The sequence below is a fragment of the Streptomyces vietnamensis genome (assembly GCF_000830005.1).
In the GTDB taxonomy this organism is placed as follows: Bacteria; Actinomycetota; Actinomycetes; order Streptomycetales; family Streptomycetaceae; genus Streptomyces; species Streptomyces vietnamensis.
On sequence record NZ_CP010407.1, the window covers coordinates 822,666 to 839,362 of the forward strand.

The 16,697-nt window shown below is 74.7% G+C and carries 14 protein-coding genes; 3 read left to right on the forward strand and 11 right to left on the reverse strand.

Annotation, left to right across the window (positions count from 1 at the left end; all coding sequences use genetic code 11):
* Nucleotides 1-3: 3 nt before the first annotated feature.
* From SVTN_RS03520 to SVTN_RS44130, 5 genes are read right to left on the reverse strand one after another with little or no spacing between them, the layout of a single operon-like run.
* The gene (locus tag SVTN_RS03520; protein WP_245727431.1) at nt 4-1,065 is read right to left on the reverse strand and encodes a 3-oxoacyl-ACP synthase III family protein; all 1,062 of its coding nucleotides are present in this window, start codon (nt 1,063-1,065) and stop codon (nt 4-6) included.
* A gap of 22 nt (nt 1,066-1,087) precedes the next feature.
* Nucleotides 1,088-4,066, reverse strand: coding sequence for a type I polyketide synthase (locus SVTN_RS03525; RefSeq protein WP_041127758.1), 2,979 nt, complete (start codon nt 4,064-4,066; stop codon nt 1,088-1,090).
* On the reverse strand, nt 4,066-4,344 hold the full coding sequence (locus SVTN_RS03530; RefSeq protein ID WP_052498926.1) for an acyl carrier protein: 279 nt from the start codon (nt 4,342-4,344) through the stop codon (nt 4,066-4,068). The genes SVTN_RS03525 and SVTN_RS03530 overlap by 1 nt, the downstream gene beginning before the upstream one ends.
* 31 nt (nt 4,345-4,375) lie before the next feature.
* A complete protein-coding gene (locus tag SVTN_RS44125; RefSeq protein ID WP_052498927.1) occupies nt 4,376-6,106 on the reverse strand; it encodes an acyl-CoA dehydrogenase family protein in 1,731 nt (576 codons plus the stop codon).
* The gene (locus SVTN_RS44130; protein ID WP_041127759.1) at nt 6,100-7,929 is read right to left on the reverse strand and encodes a fatty acyl-AMP ligase; all 1,830 of its coding nucleotides are present in this window, start codon (nt 7,927-7,929) and stop codon (nt 6,100-6,102) included. The genes SVTN_RS44125 and SVTN_RS44130 overlap by 7 nt, the downstream gene beginning before the upstream one ends.
* Nucleotides 7,930-8,156: 227 nt before the next feature.
* Between SVTN_RS44130 and SVTN_RS03545 the strand changes: the two genes are divergently transcribed.
* Both SVTN_RS03545 and SVTN_RS03550 read left to right on the forward strand, forming a co-directional pair.
* Complete coding sequence (locus SVTN_RS03545; RefSeq protein WP_052498928.1) at nt 8,157-8,882, forward strand: DUF4097 family beta strand repeat-containing protein; 726 nt, start codon at nt 8,157-8,159, stop codon at nt 8,880-8,882.
* An 88-nt stretch (nt 8,883-8,970) separates the two neighbouring features.
* Nucleotides 8,971-9,534 (forward strand): dihydrofolate reductase family protein, encoded by a 564-nt coding sequence (locus SVTN_RS03550; RefSeq protein ID WP_041127760.1) that lies wholly within the window; start codon nt 8,971-8,973, stop codon nt 9,532-9,534.
* Between the two features lie 88 nt (nt 9,535-9,622).
* On the opposite strand, the gene corA is transcribed toward SVTN_RS03550, so the two are convergent.
* Complete coding sequence (gene corA, locus SVTN_RS03555; RefSeq protein WP_041133514.1) at nt 9,623-10,705, reverse strand: magnesium/cobalt transporter CorA; 1,083 nt, start codon at nt 10,703-10,705, stop codon at nt 9,623-9,625.
* Between the two features lie 163 nt (nt 10,706-10,868).
* Here corA and SVTN_RS03560 point away from each other — a divergent pair, with 163 nt between their 5' ends.
* A complete protein-coding gene (locus SVTN_RS03560) occupies nt 10,869-11,735 on the forward strand; it encodes an alpha/beta fold hydrolase (RefSeq protein WP_041127761.1) in 867 nt (288 codons plus the stop codon).
* Here SVTN_RS03560 and SVTN_RS03565 read toward each other — a convergent pair.
* From SVTN_RS03565 to SVTN_RS03585, 5 genes are all read right to left on the reverse strand, one after another.
* Nucleotides 11,660-12,385: a 4'-phosphopantetheinyl transferase family protein gene (locus SVTN_RS03565; protein WP_041127762.1), complete on the reverse strand. Its 726-nt coding sequence runs from the start codon at nt 12,383-12,385 to the stop codon at nt 11,660-11,662. The genes SVTN_RS03560 and SVTN_RS03565 overlap by 76 nt on opposite strands.
* Nucleotides 12,382-13,296 (reverse strand): beta-ketoacyl-[acyl-carrier-protein] synthase family protein, encoded by a 915-nt coding sequence (locus SVTN_RS03570; protein WP_041127763.1) that lies wholly within the window; start codon nt 13,294-13,296, stop codon nt 12,382-12,384. Before SVTN_RS03570 ends, SVTN_RS03565 begins: the two co-directional genes overlap by 4 nt.
* Nucleotides 13,297-13,383: 87 nt before the next feature.
* On the reverse strand, nt 13,384-14,958 hold the full coding sequence (locus tag SVTN_RS03575; RefSeq protein ID WP_052498929.1) for an amino acid adenylation domain-containing protein: 1,575 nt from the start codon (nt 14,956-14,958) through the stop codon (nt 13,384-13,386).
* A gap of 248 nt (nt 14,959-15,206) precedes the next feature.
* The gene (locus SVTN_RS03580; RefSeq protein ID WP_041127764.1) at nt 15,207-16,355 is read right to left on the reverse strand and encodes an FAD-dependent oxidoreductase; all 1,149 of its coding nucleotides are present in this window, start codon (nt 16,353-16,355) and stop codon (nt 15,207-15,209) included.
* A 58-nt stretch (nt 16,356-16,413) separates the two neighbouring features.
* Nucleotides 16,414-16,674, reverse strand: a complete 261-nt coding sequence (locus SVTN_RS03585; RefSeq protein WP_041127765.1) for an acyl carrier protein — start codon at nt 16,672-16,674, stop codon at nt 16,414-16,416.
* Between the last annotated feature and the right edge of the window lie 23 nt (nt 16,675-16,697).

The following is a 16,697-nucleotide window of genomic DNA, read 5'->3' on the forward strand; positions in this document are numbered from 1 at the left end:
GCCTCAGACCTTCTCCAGACCGAGCCCGGTCTTGATCCACTTGCTGGACTCCACCGCCAGGACCACGGCCCGCTCGCCCCGCGCCATCTTCTGCAGGAGCAGGTCGATCTGCAGGAACGGCAGCGCGTTCCCCGTGTTGCCCGTGTCGGTGACACAGCTGACCTCGTGGGCGTCCGGCAGGGAGAGCCGCTCGGCGATCCGCTCGGTCATCCGCCGCGACAGCTGCGGGGGCAGCAGGTGGTCGACGTCCTCGGGCTGCCATCCGGCCTCGCCGAGGACGTCCCACAGCAGTTCCACCGCCATGCCGGGCACGTGTTCCTCGATCGCCTTGTAGTCCTCGGCGAGCAGCGGCCGGGGGGTGTCGCGGTCGGTGATCCCGTACCAGTCGATCAACTGGCCCGGCTCGCGCCCCAGTCCGGCCATGCGGTGGACGAGCCCGCGCACGGCCACCGCGTCGCCGGCCGGTTCCGCCGTCAGGACGGCGGCGCCGGCCCCGTCGCCGAAGAGGACGTAGTTGACGAGCTCCTGGGTGGGCAGCCGGGCCACCCGGCCGCGCAGGTCGAGGTGCCGGTGGGTGACGTCACCGCCGACGACGAGTCCGGCGCCCGCGCCCGCGGCGAGCAGCTTCTGGCCGAGCTCCACCGCCTGGAGGGCGCCGGAGCAGCCCGCCTGCAGCTGGTAGACCGGCAGGTGGTCGAGGCCGAGCCGGTCGGCGACCTGCGCCGCCGTCGTGGGCAGCAGCCGGTCCGGGGTCGCGGTCGCCAGGACGAGGAACTCGATGTCCCCGGTCTCCAGGCCGCTGCGCTCCAGCGCCTCCGCTGCGGCCTCGGCGCACAGGTCGGCGAGCGTGTCGCGGATCTCCCCGGTGACGAGGTCCCGTCCGAAGTACCGGGTCCTGGTGCCGACGAACACGTCGATCCACTCGTCGCTCACCCCCAGCGCGGCTCCGAGTTCGGTGTTGCCGATCGGCTCGCCCGGCAGGGCCGTTCCGGTGGCGGCGATGAACGCGGTGCGTTCCATGGTGGTGCGTTCCATGGTGGTGCGTTCCATGGTGGTGCGTTCCATGGTGGTCTCCCTCATCCCGCTCTCACGCCGCCTCGGCGACGAGCAGGTCGTTCAGGTGGTCGGCCAGCGACGCGACCGAGCGCAGCGCCGGCAGCATGCGCGGGACGGAGAGCTCCCCCAGGGAGGGGAGCCCCGCCTCGATCCGGTCCTTGAGCTGCATGATCATGACGGAGTCGAAGCCGAGGTCCTCGTAGAAGCGGGCCTCCGGCACGATCTCGCCCGGCGGATAGCCCCCGACCTCGGTCACCGCGTCGACGACGGCCGCGAGCACGGAGCCCGCCGGACGGCGCGCCGTCGCCGTGGCCGCCTCGGCGACGGGGACGGGGCCCGCCTCGGTCCCACGGGCGGGGACGAGGTCCTCCTCCGGCGGCACGGCCGCCGCCGGGTCCCGGTGGCCGCGGGGGAACCTGCTGCTCCCGTCGAAGACGTACGGGGCCAGGCGCTCGGTCCTGCGGTCCCCCGGCGCGTACAGGGCGTCCCAGTCCGGGTCGAGGCCGGCCCGGTACAGCGCCGCGACGGTCTCGGCGAGTTCGGCACCCGCCGCGTCGGCGCCGGGTGCCGGGTGCAGGAAGTCGACACCGGCCGCGAGTCCCGACCGCCCGGCCAGCGGCAGCAACTGGGGGCGGGGCCCGAGTTCGATCAGATGCGTCGGCGCCGTGTCGCCCACGAGCGCGGCCAGCGCCGCCCCGAACCGTACGGGCTCGGCGGCCTGCGCGACCCAGTACGCGGCGTCGAGGGGATCGTTCCCCAGCATGCGGCCGTACCGGGTGGAGGCGAACGGGATCCGCGGCCGTGCCGGGCGCACGGTGCCCGCCTCGGTCCCGAACCGCTCCAGGGCGGGGCGGAGCGCGGCGGTGTGGAAGGCGTGGGACACGTCGAGGAGCCGGGTGCGCAGCCCCTGTCCGCGCAGGGTCCCGTCGAGGCGCCGCAGTTCCCCGGCGTCACCGGCGAGCACCACGTCCCGGGGACCGTTCACCGCGGCGAGCGAGACTCCCGGTGCCGCCCCGTCGAGTTCGGCGAGGAGCTCGGTGATCCGGTCCTGCCCGGCGTGCACGGACAGCATCGCCCCGCCGGGAGGCAGCTCGCCCATCAGCGTGCCCCGGCGCGCGACCAGACGTGCCGCGTCCGCGAGTCCGAGGGCGCCCGCCACCACGGCGGCGGCGAACTCGCCGACGCTGTGCCCGAGTACGGCCGCCGGCCGCACGCCCAGGTCGGTCAGGGTCCGGGCGAGCGCGTAGCCCACGGCGAAGAGCGCCGGCTGTGCGTGGCGCGTCTCGTGCACCCGCTCGTCGCCCGACAGCAGGAGTTCGCGTACGGACGTCCCGGTGTACGGGGCGAGTGCCGCGTCGGCCTCGTCGAGGTGGCGCCGGTAGGCGGGCGACTCCCGGTGGAGGCCCGCGGTCATGCCGGCGAACTGGCTGCCCTGGCCGGTGAAGAGGAGGGCGACGACCGGTTCCGAACGCGGCCGGCGGGGCGTACGGGCCGTCGGCTCGGCCTCGGCCGCCGCGCGCAGCGCCGCGGCGAGCTGCCGGGTGTCGCGGGCGGTGACGGCGAAGCGGTACGGCAGCCCGGTCTTGACGCGGTTGCTGCTCCGGCACAGGGCCGCCGCCCCGGTGCGCGGCCCTCGGCCCGCCGCCTCCGCCTGCGCGGCGATGTTGCGGCGCAGTGCGTCGGGCGAGTCAGCGGTGAGGGTGAACACGCCCGCCGCGGGCGCCCGTCGGTCGTGTGCCCGGGCCGCCGCTGCGGGTGGGGCGGTGGGCCGCGGTGCGCCGGCGAGCACGACGTGCGCGTTCGTGCCGCCCATGCCGAAGCTGCTCACCCCGGCCACGGTCCCGTGGCGGGGCAGCCTGAGGGGGGACTTGAGGAGCCGCAGTCCGCGCTCCGCGAGACGCAGCCGGGGGTTCTCGCGGTCGGCGAAGCGGCTCGCGGGCACGATCCGGTGGTGCAGCGCGAGGGCGGTCTTGATCAGCCCCGCGATGCCCGCCGCGCCCTCGGTGTGGCCGAGGTTCCCCTTCACCGATCCGATGGCGCACGGCTCGTCGCGGGGCACCCCGTGCACGGAGCCCAGGGCCGCGCACTCGATCGCGTCGCCGAGCGCCGTGCCCGTGCCGTGCGCCTCGAGGAAGCGCACCTCGTCCGGGGACACCCCGGCGCGGCGGTACGCGGCTTCCAGCACCTTCTGCTGCGACCAGCGGCTGGGGGCGGTGACGCCGTTGCTGCGCCCGTCCTGGTTGACGGCGCTGCCCCGGATCACCGCGTAGATCCTGCTGCCGTCGGCGAGCGCGTCCTCCAGGCGCCGCAGGACGACGACGCCCACGCCGTCCGCCCGTCCGATGCCGTCGGCCTCCCGGCTGAACGGTTTGCACCGGCCGTCCGGGGCCGCGAGGCCGAGCTGCCGGTACACCAGGCCGAGGGTCGGGGAGAGCACCAGGTTCACCCCCGCGGCGAGGGCCGTCGCGCACTCGCCCGCGAGCAGCGCGTTGACCGCGAGGTGGACCGCGACGAGCGAGGAGGAGCAGGCCGTGTCGACGGCGAGGCTCGGTCCGTGCAGGTCGAGGTGGTACGAGACCCGGTTGGCGATCATTCCGGCGCTGCTGCCCGCGCCGAGCTGGGGGGTCACCGCGTCGTGGTCGGACAGCGTCAGCCGGCCCCACTCGCCGCCCATCACGCCGACGAACACCCCGGTGTCCGTGCCGGCCAGCGCGGTGGGCGACGTCCCGGAGTCCTCGATCGCCCGCCAGGCGCAGGGCAGCAGCACCCGCTGGTGCGGGTCCATGGCCGCCGCCTCGCGGGGCGACACGGAGAAGAAGCCGTGGTCGAAGGCGTCGATGTCCTCGACGAACCCGCCCCGGGAGACACCGGGGAACGCGGCGCGGTCCCAGCGCCCGTCGGGCAGCTCCCCGACGGCGTCGCGCGTGCGCATCAGCAGGTCCCAGTACGCGTCCACGCCACGGGCGCCCGGGAACACGCAGTCGATGCCGACGACCGCGATGTCGCCCATCAGCGACTCCTCCCGGCGGACGGTACGAGATGGGACCGCAGGGCGTCCATCGTGGGGTGGTCCCACAGCAGGGTGGGCTCGACCTCGAGGCCCCGCTCGTCCTCCAGGTCTCCGCACAGGCTCATGGCCATGACGGAGTCCATGCCGTACTCGGCGAGCGGCACGTCCGGCTCGATGGTGTCGGCCGGTCGGTGCAGATACGCCGCGACACGGTCCAGGAGCCAGACGTCGAGGGGGACGTCGGGGTCGGACGGGTGGCTGCTCGTGGGAGCGGTCATGGGGAACTCCTTCGCGGTGCGCCGCCGGCGGTCAGCCGCACACGGGGGTGTTGTAGAGGTCGAAGCCGAGCTGGGCGCCGAAGCGCAGCAGCATCTCCTGGCGGACGCGCCGCGCGCACTCGGGCGGCAGGTCGGGCGGGCGGGCCCCGAGCCTGCGGGCCACCACGTGCAGGGCGGCCGCCGCCCAGGAGGCGTCGGCCAGGAACGGGTCGCCGCCGTCCCCGGCGTGGCGCCACACCCCGAGGACCGCGGAGGCGGCGAGCAGCAGGGCGTAGCGGTCGACCAGGGCGAATCCGGCCACGGGGAAGAGGTCGTGGGGCTGTGCGCGCTCCAGGGCCCGCACCCGGTCCCGCAGGTCGCGGAACTCGTCCACGAGCACGGCGGCGATCGCCGCCAGTGCCCGTTCCCCGGGTCCGTCGCCCGTGATGTCCGAGGCGATGAGGGGAAGGCAGGCGCTCAGGGCGTCGCGACCCGAGGCGATGTCCAGCCGCTCCGCGGCGGCCGGCGGCAGCGGCTCGCCGGTGCGGAACAGGGCGGCGGGCGGTGCCTCCTCCAGGAACCACGAGGACCGGGCGAGCCGGGGCAGCTGCGGCAGGATCGTCGCCTGGCAGGCGGCGGACCCGGCGTGCCCGAGGCTGAGCACGGGGACGTCGCGGATGTGCTTCTGGAAGATGCCGAGGGTGCCCTCGCGGTGGTAGATGCCGGAGCCGAGGACCGTCGACAGGGTGTACATCGTCTCCGTGAGCACCTTCGGCAGCAGGTACTTGAGGGCGGCGGAGTACACGCTGGTCTGCTCGGGCAGCAGGTGCAGGGCCCGGGTGGCGACCGTGGCGAGGCTGTCGTACAGCAGCAGGTCGACGAAGGCACCGGTGGTCGCGGCCGAGGCGCGGTCGGTGTCGGGGTCCGACACGTGCCGGGGGTGCGACCGCTCGGACCGTTCGAACCCGACGGCCGTGCGCAGCACGGTGTCCACCGCTCCGACCGCGAGCGCGGCGATGACGGTACGGCTGATCTGGAAGGACCTCAGGGCCGTCGTCACCCCGCTGCCGAGCGGGCCGAGCAGGGCCGAGGCGGGCACCGGACAGTCCCGGAAGTCGAGCCCGGCGAAGCGGCAGCCGCGCAGCCCCACCGACACGTGGCGGGGCAGCAGCGTCGCGCGGTCCGCCGGCAGGGCCTGGGGGTCGAGCAGCAGCGCCGAGTGGCTGCGGCTGCCGGCGTCGGCGTCCGTACGGCAGAACAGGACGAGCGCGCGGGCCCGTTCCAGGTTGTTGATCAGCGGCTTGGCGCCGTTCAGGAGCAGCCGGTCGCCGACGGTCCCGGCGGTCACCTGGCTGCGTACGTACTGGTTGCTGTGCGCCGTCTCGTGCTGGGCGATCGCGGCCTTGCCGCCCGACAGCAGGATGCCGGCCAGCCGGCGCCGCTGCTCCCCCGTGCCCGTCGTCCACACGTCGGACGCGGCCATCCAGCTCATCATGCCGTAGCCCATGGCGAGGCCGACGTCCCGGCGGAACACGGGGCGCATGACGGCGACCAGCTCCTCGAAGGAGTCCAGGCGCCCGCCGAGTCCGGTGGGCACGAACTCGGCGAACACCCGCTCGTCGTCGAGGAGTTCCTCGCCCGCCGTGAAGCGCTCGGCGGCCCGGTCGGCGGCGAGCAGCGAGGCGTACCCGACCGGGTTGGCCGGGTCCGCGGGGTCGCCCAGCGCGTACTCCAGCTCGGTCGCCCGGGCGTGGGTCCCGCGGGCGGCGAGCGCGGTCACCACCGGCCGCTCCCCCCGCCGGCCGGTTCCGGGCTCAGCAGGTCGTCGCCGAGTGCGGTGCCCCGGAAACGGACGAGGGCCTCGACGGCGGGGTCGAGCACCTCGTGGCGGGCCCGCAGGGTGCCCTCCACGAACAGCGCGCGCATGAGGGACCGCTGGATCTTGCCGCTGGTGGTGCGGCGCACCGTGCCGGCCGGAACGAGCAGGACGTTGGCGAGCGGCACGTTGAACTCGGCCCCGACCGTCTCCTGGATCCGGCGGACCAGGGCGCGCCGGCCCGTCTCGTCGTCGCGGTCCCCGTCCGTGTCCTTCAGCTCCTGCACGAGGACCAGTTGTTCGCGTCCGCCGGCGTCGACCGAGAAGGCGGCGCCGACACCGGAGTTCAGGGCGGGGGCGAGGCCGCGCACGGCGTACTCGACGTCCTGCGGGTAGAGGTTGCGGCCGTTGAGGATGATCAGTTCCTTCAGCCGGCCGGTCACGTACAGGTGCCCGTCCTCGGTCGCGCCCAGGTCCCCGGTCCGCAGGAAGCCGGTCTCGCCGTCGTCCAGGGTGGCCCGGAAGGTCTCCTCGGTCTCGGCGGGACGGCGCCAGTAGCCCTGGGCGACGCTGTCGCCGCGCAGCCAGATCTCGCCGACGGCCCCCGGCGGCAGCTCCCGCCCGCTCTCCGGGTCCACGATCCGCAGGTCGTATCCGGTGGCGGGGCCGCAGCCGGCGAGCACCCTGCCCTCGGCGGAGGTCCTCGGCGACGGTGTGAGCAGGCCGTGCTCCAGGGCCGCCGGGTCGGCGGTGGTGGTCGCGTGCGGGGCGCCGGGGGTGCCGGCGGAGACGAGGAGGGTGGCTTCGGCCAGGCCGTAGCAGGGGTAAAGCGCCTCGGGCCGCAGCCCGGCCGGGGCGAACCGCCGCGCGAACGCCTCCAGGGTCGCGGGGCGCACCGGTTCGGCGCCGTTGAGCGCGAGCCTCCAGCGGGAGAGGTCGAGTCCGGCGATCTCGTCGTCGGTGATCCGGGTGGTGCACAGGTCGTAGCAGAAGTTGGGGCCGCCGCCGACGGTCACGCCGTACTCCTGGACGGCCCGCAGCCAGCGCAGCGGTCGCTTGACGAAGGACACCGGGGACATCTGCACGGAGTGGCTGCCCAGCCAGAGCGGGTGCAGGAGGTGTGCGATGAAACCCATGTCGTGGAAGTGCGGGAGCCAGCCGCCGAACCGGTCCTCCGGCGTGGTGCGGAGCACCCGCCCCAGCAGTTCCTGATTCGCCATCAGGTTGCGGTGGGAGACCATGACTCCGCGCGGGTCCGCCACCGAACCCGAGGTGTACTGGAGGAACGCCAGGTCGTCGGGCCGGGTCCGCACCGGCCGCCACGCGTCCGGATCGCCGAGACCGGGCAGGTCCGTCGCCAGGCAGGCGACGCCGTCGACGAGGGCGTCGGCGAGCCAGCGGGAGACCTCCGGGGCGTTCGCCGACTCCGTGAGGACGAGCCGGGCGCCGGTGTCCCGCAGGACGGAGGCCACCCGGTCGGTCCGGCCGGCCCGGTGTCCGCCGCCGGGCAGTGGGGCGGGCACGGCCAGGGCTCCCGCGTACAGGCAGCCGACGTACGCGGCGAGGAAGTCGGCCGTCGAGGAGTACAGCAGGAGCACCGGCGCGCCGGCGGCCCCGCGCTCCTGGAGCACCGAGGCGATGCGACGGGCCCGCCGGTCCAGTTCCCCGTACGTCAGGTGCCGGGCGGAGACGCCCGCGCCCCGGTGGCGGAGCTCGATGTGGGCGTCGGCCTCCGCCAGCGCCTCGGTGCGCTCGCGTACGAGATCGGTGAATGTGGACGGGTTCGGCATCGTTCCCCCTCGCGCCGGTGATCGAACGGCCGACGGCCCCGCGCATCCGGGCCCCGGCCGGACCCCATCCTCGGCAGCGGCCCTAAAGATCCGCTTGAAGTCGCGGCGCACACCCCCCTGTCACCCCCCTGCCACCCCCTGACTTGCCCCTGCCGGCGCATGGCGGCCCGCCGGACTGCCTAGCCTCCCGGTCGGAAACCCCACCCCCCGACCGAAGGAAATCCCGCATGTCCTCCGCACCCCTCATGTCCTCCGCACCCCTCCTGCGTCCCGTGCCGCTGATCGCCTCGCTCGTGACGGTCTCCGGTCTGCTCATGGGCTGTTCCGCGACCGCGGACCCCCGGACGGAGACCCGCTCGTACACCGTGTCCGAGCAGGTCCGGAACCTGACGGTGCACAACGCCGGCGGCGACATCGAGGTGTCCGCGGGCTCGGGCACCGCCGTCCGCGTGACCGAGATCCTGGACTACACCGCCCACAAGCCGACGACCGGCCACGAGCTCGTGTCCGGCGACCTGCACATCACCGCGTCCGGCTGCGGGGACACCGGGGCGCGCGCGTGCGGGGTCCGCTTCCGCATCGAGGTCCCGGACGGCGTGCCGGTGAAGCTGGACACGGACGGCGGCGACATCCTCGTACGGAAGCTGTCGGCGGCCACGGAGGCCACCACGGGCGGCGGTTCGGTCACCGTCGAGGACAGCTCCGCCCGCAGCCTGGTCGCGCACACCTCCGGCGGCGACATCGCGGCACGCATGACCACGGCCCCCGACCGCCTCTCGGCGACGACGGACGGCGGGGACGTCTCGGTCCGTCTGCCCGGCGGTCCGTACTCCCTCGACGTCGCGACGGCGGCCGGCTCCCGCACGGTCGGCGTCGCGCACGCGCCCGCCTCGCCGCACAAGGTGAAGGTGTACTCGAAGGGCGGGGACGTGCGGGTGGTTCCCGTCGCCTGAGAATCCGGTCCGGGGGAACCCCGCGAGCCGCACGCCCTCCGGCGCCCGTCGGCCGTACCGTCGACCCCGTGACCGAGGAGGAGTTCCGATGCGCGACGTGACCTATTCGATGGGCGTCTCGCTCGACGGCTACATCGTCGGGCCGGACGGAAACTTCGACTGGACCGTCCCCGACGAGGAGGTCTTCCGCTTCTGGATCGACGAGATCCGGGGGGTCGACGTCCACCTCCTCGGCCGACGTCTGTACGAGACGATGCTGTACTGGGAGACCGCCGACCAGGACCCCTCGCTCGACGACTCCACGCGCGAGTGGATCTCGCTCTGGAACCCGCTCCCCAAGGTGGTCTTCTCCACCACGCTGTCGACCGTGCAGGGCCATGCCCGCCTGGCCTCCGGCAACCTGGCGGAGGAGATCGAGCGGCTGCGGGCCGAGCCGGGCGACGGCGACATCGCGATCGGCGGCGCGACGCTCGCCGCCGAGGCGGCCGCGTCGGATCTGATCGACGAGTACCGGACGATGGTCCACCCGGTGCTCGTCGGCGGCGGCATTCCCTTCTTCCCCCGGGACGAGCGCCGGGTGGACCTCGAACTCGTCGAGACCCGCACCTTCGGCTCGAAGGTCGTCTACCTCCGCCACCGCGTGGTGCGCTAGGGGGTGTCCCGGCAAAGGCTCTCGGACGGGTGCGCGGCGCCGGAGGAGGAGCGGACCCCTCCCGGGGGCCGTCGTGTTTTCCCGGGGATCAGAGCCAGCCGTTGCGGCGGAAACCGCGGTGGATGACGAAGCAGGCGACGGCCATGACGCCGAGGACCAGGGGGTAGCCGTAGGTCCAGCGCAGCTCGGGCATGTGCTCGAAGTTCATGCCGTAGACGCCGCACACCATCGTCGGGACCGCGATGATGGCGGCCCAGGCGGTGATCTTGCGCATGTCCTCGTTCTGGGCGACGGTCACCTGCGCGAGGTGGGCCTGGAGGATCGAGTCGAGGAGCGTGTCGTACGAGGCGACCTGCTCGGTGACCCGCGCCAGGTGGTCGACCACGTCACGGAAGTACGCGCGTATCTCGGCCGCGACGGTCGGCACCGGCTCGGACGCGAGCCGCTGGAGCGGCCGGCCCAGCGGCGCCACGGCCCGCTTGAGTTCGAGGAGCTCGCGCTTGAGCTGGTAGATGCGGCCGACGTCGTCGCGGTGGCCCTGCTCGGAGAAGACCGCGGTCTCGATCGCGTCCAGGTCGTCCTGCACGGCCTCCGTGACGGCGAGGTAGTCGTCGACGACGTGGTCGGCGATCGCGTGCAGCACCGCGGAGGGCCCCTTCGCGAGCTGCTCGGGCTCCGATTCCAGGGCCTCGCGGAGCGGACCGAGCGAACCGTGTCCCCCGTGACGGATGGTGATGACGAAGTCGGGCCCGGTGAAGGCCATCAGCTCGCCGGTGTCCACCACCTCGCTGGTGGCGGTGAGCTCGTCGTGCTCCACGTAACGCACCGTCTTGAAGACGGCGAACAGCACGTCGTCGTACTGCTCCAGTTTCGGCCGCTGGTGGGCGTGGACGGCGTCCTCCACCGCGAGCGGGTGCAGCCCGAACAGCTCCGCGAGACCCGCGAACTCCTTCTCCTCCGGTTCGTGCAGACCGATCCACACGAACCCGTCGCCCGACTTCCGCACGCGCCGCACGGCCTCCTCGACCGACCGGACCCCGTCCTGCCGTACGCCGTCCCGGTAGACCACGCAGTTGACCACCGCGCTGCCGAGCGGCGAACGCGCCGGGTGGCTGAGGTCCACGGCACGCCGGTACGTCCGGCGGACGGCGCTGCGCAGACGGTGGATCATCGACACGAGGTGCTCCTTCGGCAGACCGCCGGCCAGTCTGCCACCAGCCCGGCCGAACCGGGCCGCGCAATCGCCGGTGACGACTTGTGGCCGGGCCGGGACCGGACGTCCAAGGTCTGGACCAATAATGCCAACCGGTGGCCGCCTGTGTGAGGGTGTCGGGATGCCGACGATCACTTCGTATGACGGGACCGCGATCTGGTACGAACTCCTCGGTGAAGGGCCGCCGTTGGTGGTCCTGCCCGGCGGGCCGGGGATGGACCTCCGCTACCTGGCCGATCTGGGGGGACTCGACCGGAGGGCGCGGCTGGTCGTGGTGGATGCCCGGGCCTCCGGGCGCTCCGGGGTGCCGGAGGACCGGAGGACGGTGGCCTTCACCGAACAGGCCCGGGACATCGAGGCGGTGCGTGCGCACCTGGGGCTCGACCGGATCGACCTGCTTGGTCACTCGGCCGGGTGCCTGACGGCGCAGGAGTACGCGGCGGCGTACCCGGGGCGGGTACGGCGGCTGGTGCTGGTCGCCCCGGTGGGGCGGGTCTCGCGGGAGCCGGACGAGAGCGAGCTGGCGGAGCTGCGGGCCCGGCGCACGGCTGAGGCGTGGTACCCGGACGCGGCCGAGGCGTACCGGCTGATCGTGGCGGGCGGCGCCACCGGGGCCGAGCTCGCCGCGCTGCACCGGCGGATCACGCCGTTCTTCTGGCACCACTGGGACGACGCCCGGCGGGCCGAGCACCGGCCCGAGCACGCCTCGCCGCACGCCTGGCTGCGCGAGGCGTTCTACGCCGGTTCCGCCGGCCCGGCCACGCGGGACGCCCGGCTGGACCGGCTGGCCTCGGTGAAGGCACCGGTCCTGGTGCTGGCCGGAGCCTCGGACGGCATGATCGGGACGGCCCCGGCCCGGGCGGCCGCGGCCTGCTACCCGGACGCCCGGCTCGAAGTACTGGAGCGGTCCGGTCACCGGCCGTGGGTGGAGGAGCCGGAGCGCTTCACCGAGCTGGTCTCGGGCTTCCTCTCCGACGTCCCGGGCTGACCGGAGCGCCAGGCGACGGGCGGCCGGAACCGCCCGAGGTCCACGGCCACCGGCGCCGGGCCGACCCCCGCGAGGGCGGCGGCGCACCCCGGTGGCGCGGCCAGCTGCCGTACGTACCAGGTGGTTCCGGCCAGAGCCCCGTGCTCGGCCCGGACCACGCCGGGGGCGGCGGTGAGCAGCGGAAGACCCTCGGTCAGCCGCCCGCCCACCGCCTTCACGCAGGCCTCCATCCTGGTCCAGGCCGCCGGGAAACCACCCGGCCCCACGGGCATCCCCCGGACGGAGGACGGGAGTCGGCGCGGCTCGCCGGCCCCCTCCAGGTCGATGCCGATGCCGCGGCCCCGGGTGACCGCGACCGCGGCGTGGCGGCCGGTGTGGCTGAGGCTCACCCGGACCTCCGGATCGGGGGCCGCCACCAGCGGCATGCCGTTCGGGGTCCTGGTCCAGCGCACCCGGCCGGGCGGTACGCCGCAGTACCGGGCGACGGTCAGCCGGAGCGCAGCGTGCGCGGCGACGAAACGCGCTGCCGTGCGCGGTACGGCGATGCGGCCCAGCCGGGCCAGCTCGTCCTCGTCGAGCAGGCGGCGCTGGGCCGGGCCGTCGCCGCAGCGGTCCAGGTCGAGGTAGCGCACCAGGACGATGCCGGTCATCCTTCGGTGTACTCGAAGGCCAGCATCGACCAGGAGCGCGGGCTGGTCGCGAGCACCAGTACCCGGTCCCCCGGGTCCACCAGCTTCCGCTCCTGGAGGTCGGCGAGACCGGCCAGCAGGTCCACCGAGAAGGCGTGCCCGGTCCCGGCCACGTCGGGGGCGTGGTTGGCTGTCAGGTCCAAGCCGCAGAGCCGGGCCAGGAAGGTCCGGGTGGCGAGGCTGTAGTTGCCGGTCACCAGGTGCCGGAAGGGCCGCCCGGGGTCGGCGAGTCGCCGGTCGAGCTCGGCGCGCGCCCTGGTCACCCCCGTCTTCACCAGGCTGGCGGCCTTGATCGAGTTGCTGACCTCGGTGGCGTCGGCCCGGACCACGGTCGCGGAGGCCAGCAGGCGGTACCCGGGCCCGCGCGGCTCGGGCCCGACCAGACAGGCCGCCGCGCCGTCGCTGAGCACCGTGACGCCCACCGGCTGGTACCGGGTGGTGTCGGTGATCCGGTCGGCGGTGACGAGCAGCACGGCCTCCGACCGCTCGGCGGCCAGCAGGCCGTGAGCGGTGCGCAGGGCCGGGGCGAGGTTGGCCGAGGCACTGCCGCCGACCACCACCCCGGGCGCCTGCGGGAGACCGGCCGCGGTGAGCAGCTGCCAGAGGTCCTTGGTGGCGGTCTGCTCGTACGGCGAGTCGGTGGCGTAGACGACGGAGTCCACCGCCGGGTCACCGGCCACGGCGAGCGCCGCCCGGGCGGCCGCGGCGGCCAGGTCGGTGACCGGCCGGCCGGAGACCCGGCAGTGCGCCATGCCGCCCTCGGCCAGGGCCGGGAGCTGGGCGGCGAGTTCGGGATCGCCGGCGACGTCGGCGAGCGGCACGGCGTCGCCGAGCTCGACCGCGATGGCGGAGAGGTGGAGCTGAGGGGGCATCGGGGGTCCTGGTTCGGTGGGTGGTCGGGGTGGGGGTGGGCCTACCGCCGGTGAGGGCGGAGGGGCGGCGGCGCGTGACCGCGTGGGTCAGCGGCCCGCAGCCGCCCTGGTGGCGGCCAGGTCGCACTTGCCGTTGGTGTTGAACACCAGCTCGGGGACGACCTTCATCCGGCGGGGCACCAGCGCGGCGGGCAGGGCCGCCGACAGTGCGGCACGCACCGCGCGGACGGCGTCCTGCTCCTGCTCGGCCGAGCCGTCCGCACCGGGGGCGAGCACCAGCAGCGCCTCCAGGCTCTCCACCGCCCCGGGCAGCACGTCGAACGCGACGTCCGACACCCCGGGCACCGCGAGCGTGTGCCTGCGCAGCTCCCCCAGCTCGATCCGGTAGCCGCTGACCTTGAACTGGCTGTCGCCTCGGCCGAGGTAGAGCAGGGTGCCGTCGGCGAGCAGCTCCACCCGGTCCCCGGTCCGGTAGGCCCGGCCGGACGGGCCGCCCAGCTCGGCCTCGTCGAGGAAGTTGTTCCCGGCCTCGGGGCGGCCGAGGTAGCCGGCCGCCACGCCCGCGCCCGCGATGACCAGTTCGGCCGCCTCACCGGGACGGGCGGGGCGGAGCCGGTCGTCCACCAGGTAGGCCCGGGTGTTCCAGATCGGCCGGCCGATCGGGACGCTGGGCAGGCCCTGGACGGCGGCCGGGTCGAACTCCAGGTGGCAGCAGCCGACGGTGGCCTCGGTCGGGCCGTAGTGGTTCATCATCCGTACCCCCTCCAGGCGTTCGCCGATCCCGGCGATCAGCGCCGGGTCCAGCGCCTCGCCGCCGAACATCAGCAGCCGGGTGGTGCGGCGGTAGTCGGGCCGGGCGGTGCGCTCGAAGAACCGCAGGTGGGAGGGCGTCACCTTGAGGAGCTCGTACGGCTGCTCCAGGCCCTCGAAAAGTGCCTGCTGGTCCCAGACACCGGCGAACAGGGTGAGCCGGCTGCCGTGGGCCAGGGCCGGCCAGAGCGAGGTGATCGCGTGGTCGAAGCCGAGGCTGCCGAACAGCGGACTGCCCGCCCCGGCCGCCAGGCCGGTCACCGCGCCGCACCACTGGACGTAGTTGGCCAGTGAGCCGTGCTCGATCACCACGCCCTTGGGCGTGCCGGTGGAGCCGGAGGTGAAGATCACGTAGGCCGGGTCGGTCGGCTCGGGGAGCTCCCGCTCGCGGGGCGCCGGGCCGCTCCCGGGCAGTCCGGCCAGGTCGACGGCGGGCACCCGGACCTCGGGCGGGGTGATGGTCGCCGCCGCCGAGTCGTGCAGCAGCAGGACCGGGTCGGCGGCCTCCACCACGGCCCGCACCCGCTGGACGGGGAAGGCGGGGTCGAGCGGGACGTACGCGGCGCGCAGGGCCATCACCGCGAGTGCGGCGGCGACCGTGGCCGGGGTGCGGTCCGCCCAGAGCAGCACCCTGTCGCCGGGGCCGACCCCGGCCTCCGCGAGGGTGTCGGCGAGCGCGGCGCTCCAGCGCCACAGCTCGGCGTAGCTCCAGCGGCGGTCCCCGTGCACCAGGGCGGTGGCGTCGGGGCGGCGCCTGGACTGACGGCGGATCAGTTCGACGATGCTGTGCGCGTCGAGCGGGCGGACCGCTCCCGCCAGGACACCGGTGGGCTGGCCGGTCTGGCCGGTCATCGAGCTCTCCTCTGGGCAGGGGTGGGGACGTACAGGGGGGTACGGGCGTGCTGGGCGATCGGGGCGGGACCCGGCCAGGCCGGGCGCGGGCAAGCCGGGTGGCCGGGCGGGACCCGGTCAGGCCGGGTGCGGGCAAGCCGGGCGGGGCCGTGGCCCGGTCGGGCCAGGCGCGTGCAAGCCGGGCGGGCGGGGCCGTGGCCCGGGCGGGCCAGGCGCGTGCAAGCCCGGCAGGCGGGGCCGTGGCCCGGTCAGGCCGCGTCCATCAGCGGGCGGTACAGGCGTCGGAACCACGCGGTCGGGCTCGGCGCCGGCCGTGGGGCGGCACCGGGCGCGGCGGCGAGGGCCGGGCCGTGCTGGATGCTGGAGGACAGCACTCCGTGCAGCCGGGCCAGCCGGGTGAAGTCCCGGACCCGGGGAAGCCGGCGGGCCTCGTAGTCGGCCAGGGCCCGCGGGCCCACGCCGGAGCGGGCCAGCTCCTCGGCGAGCACCGCGCTGTCCTCGACGGCCATGGCGCCGCCCTGGGTGGTGGCCGGGGAGAAGGAGTGTGCCGCGTCGCCGAGCAGGGCGATCCGGTCGGCCGTCCAGCGCTGCACGCTCAGGCCGAGCGCCGGGCGGACGTTGTAGCTGTCCGCCGGGTCCAGGGCCGCGACCAGGGCGCCCACCCGCGGGCCCATCTCCGCGGCCAGCGCGACCAGTTCGGGGTGGGCGCGGTCGGCGGGGACCCTGACCGGGCGGTCCAGGTCGGCCTGGAGGAAGACGTGGTGGCGTCCGCCGCCGATCGGCATGCCGCCGAAGAAGTGTCCGCCGGCCCGCCAGATCCGCCAGTCGGTGAAGTCGAACGGGGCCTGCGAGGGCACGGTCGTACGCCAGTAGACGTGCCCGAGGTAGCGGGGCTCGGCCGCCGGGTCCACGTACTGCCGCCGGACCCAGGAGTTGACCCCGTCGGCCCCGATCACCACGCCGTACCGCTCGTGCCGCCGGCCGCCCGCGAACTCCACCTCCACGTGGTCGGGCCGCTGGTGCAGCGCGACCGGTTCGGTGGACCAGCGGACGGTGCCCTCCGGGAGGTGGCGGAGCATCAGCTCGGCCAGCCGGATGCGCTGTACGGCCAGGGGCAGCCGGGGGCCGCCCCAGACCGCCGCCCAGTCCAGGGTGGTGGCGGTGCCGTCCGGGTCGGTGGTGACCTGCCGGGCGATCCCGGTGCCGGTGGCGTACAGCTCCGGGCCGAGGTGGTCCAGGTGGGCCAGCGCGTTGGGGTGCAGCATGATGCCCGCCCCGGCCGCCTGGAGCCCTTCGGCCCGTTCCATCACGGTCACCCGCAGGCCCTGGGCCAACAGCCGTGCGGCGGTGGTGAGTCCGGCGATGCCGGCACCGATCACCAGTACGTCCGCGTCCATCGCTCTCTCCTTCGTGGTTCCGTCCGATGCCGCCCGGCGGCCGGGTGGGGGCCTGGGGTCAGCCGGCGGCCGGCTCGGCCACCGCCAGGTAGCCGTCGTACATGGCCCGCATGGTGTAGAAGTGGGTGATCGCGTCGCCGGAGAGGTCGATCTCGTGGCCGGCCAGGTCCTCCAGGAAGCTGACGATGTCGAGCAGCGCGAGGGAGTCGACGTATCCCTCCTCCCAGAGCCGGCTGGTGGGCTCCGGGTCGGGCCCCTCGAAGGGCTTGACCTCCTGGAGCAGGGCGGTGAACCGGGTGTAGAACTCGTCGCGGGTCATGGGTTTTCCTCCGTGGGTGAAGT

What these genes read in the sequence shown, in the direction of transcription:
- SVTN_RS03570 (WP_041127763.1), bottom strand. Translation starts at nt 13,296, where the DNA reads ATGCCCCCTCAGCTCCACCTCTCCGCCATCGCGGTCGAGCTCGGCGAC.
- SVTN_RS03575 (WP_052498929.1), bottom strand. Translation starts at nt 14,958, where the DNA reads ATGACCGGCCAGACCGGCCAGCCCACCGGTGTCCTGGCGGGAGCGGTC.
- SVTN_RS03550 (WP_041127760.1), top strand. Translation starts at nt 8,971, where the DNA reads ATGCGCGACGTGACCTATTCGATGGGCGTCTCGCTCGACGGCTACATC.
- SVTN_RS44130 (WP_041127759.1), bottom strand. Translation starts at nt 7,929, where the DNA reads ATGCCGAACCCGTCCACATTCACCGATCTCGTACGCGAGCGCACCGAG.
- SVTN_RS03565 (WP_041127762.1), bottom strand. Translation starts at nt 12,385, where the DNA reads ATGACCGGCATCGTCCTGGTGCGCTACCTCGACCTGGACCGCTGCGGC.
- SVTN_RS03585 (WP_041127765.1), bottom strand. Translation starts at nt 16,674, where the DNA reads ATGACCCGCGACGAGTTCTACACCCGGTTCACCGCCCTGCTCCAGGAG.
- SVTN_RS03520 (WP_245727431.1), bottom strand. Translation starts at nt 1,065, where the DNA reads ATGGAACGCACCACCATGGAACGCACCACCATGGAACGCACCACCATG.
- corA (WP_041133514.1), bottom strand. Translation starts at nt 10,705, where the DNA reads ATGATCCACCGTCTGCGCAGCGCCGTCCGCCGGACGTACCGGCGTGCC.
- SVTN_RS03560 (WP_041127761.1), top strand. Translation starts at nt 10,869, where the DNA reads ATGCCGACGATCACTTCGTATGACGGGACCGCGATCTGGTACGAACTC.
- SVTN_RS03525 (WP_041127758.1), bottom strand. Translation starts at nt 4,066, where the DNA reads ATGGGCGACATCGCGGTCGTCGGCATCGACTGCGTGTTCCCGGGCGCC.
- SVTN_RS03530 (WP_052498926.1), bottom strand. Translation starts at nt 4,344, where the DNA reads ATGACCGCTCCCACGAGCAGCCACCCGTCCGACCCCGACGTCCCCCTC.
- SVTN_RS03545 (WP_052498928.1), top strand. Translation starts at nt 8,157, where the DNA reads ATGTCCTCCGCACCCCTCATGTCCTCCGCACCCCTCCTGCGTCCCGTG.
- SVTN_RS03580 (WP_041127764.1), bottom strand. Translation starts at nt 16,355, where the DNA reads ATGGACGCGGACGTACTGGTGATCGGTGCCGGCATCGCCGGACTCACC.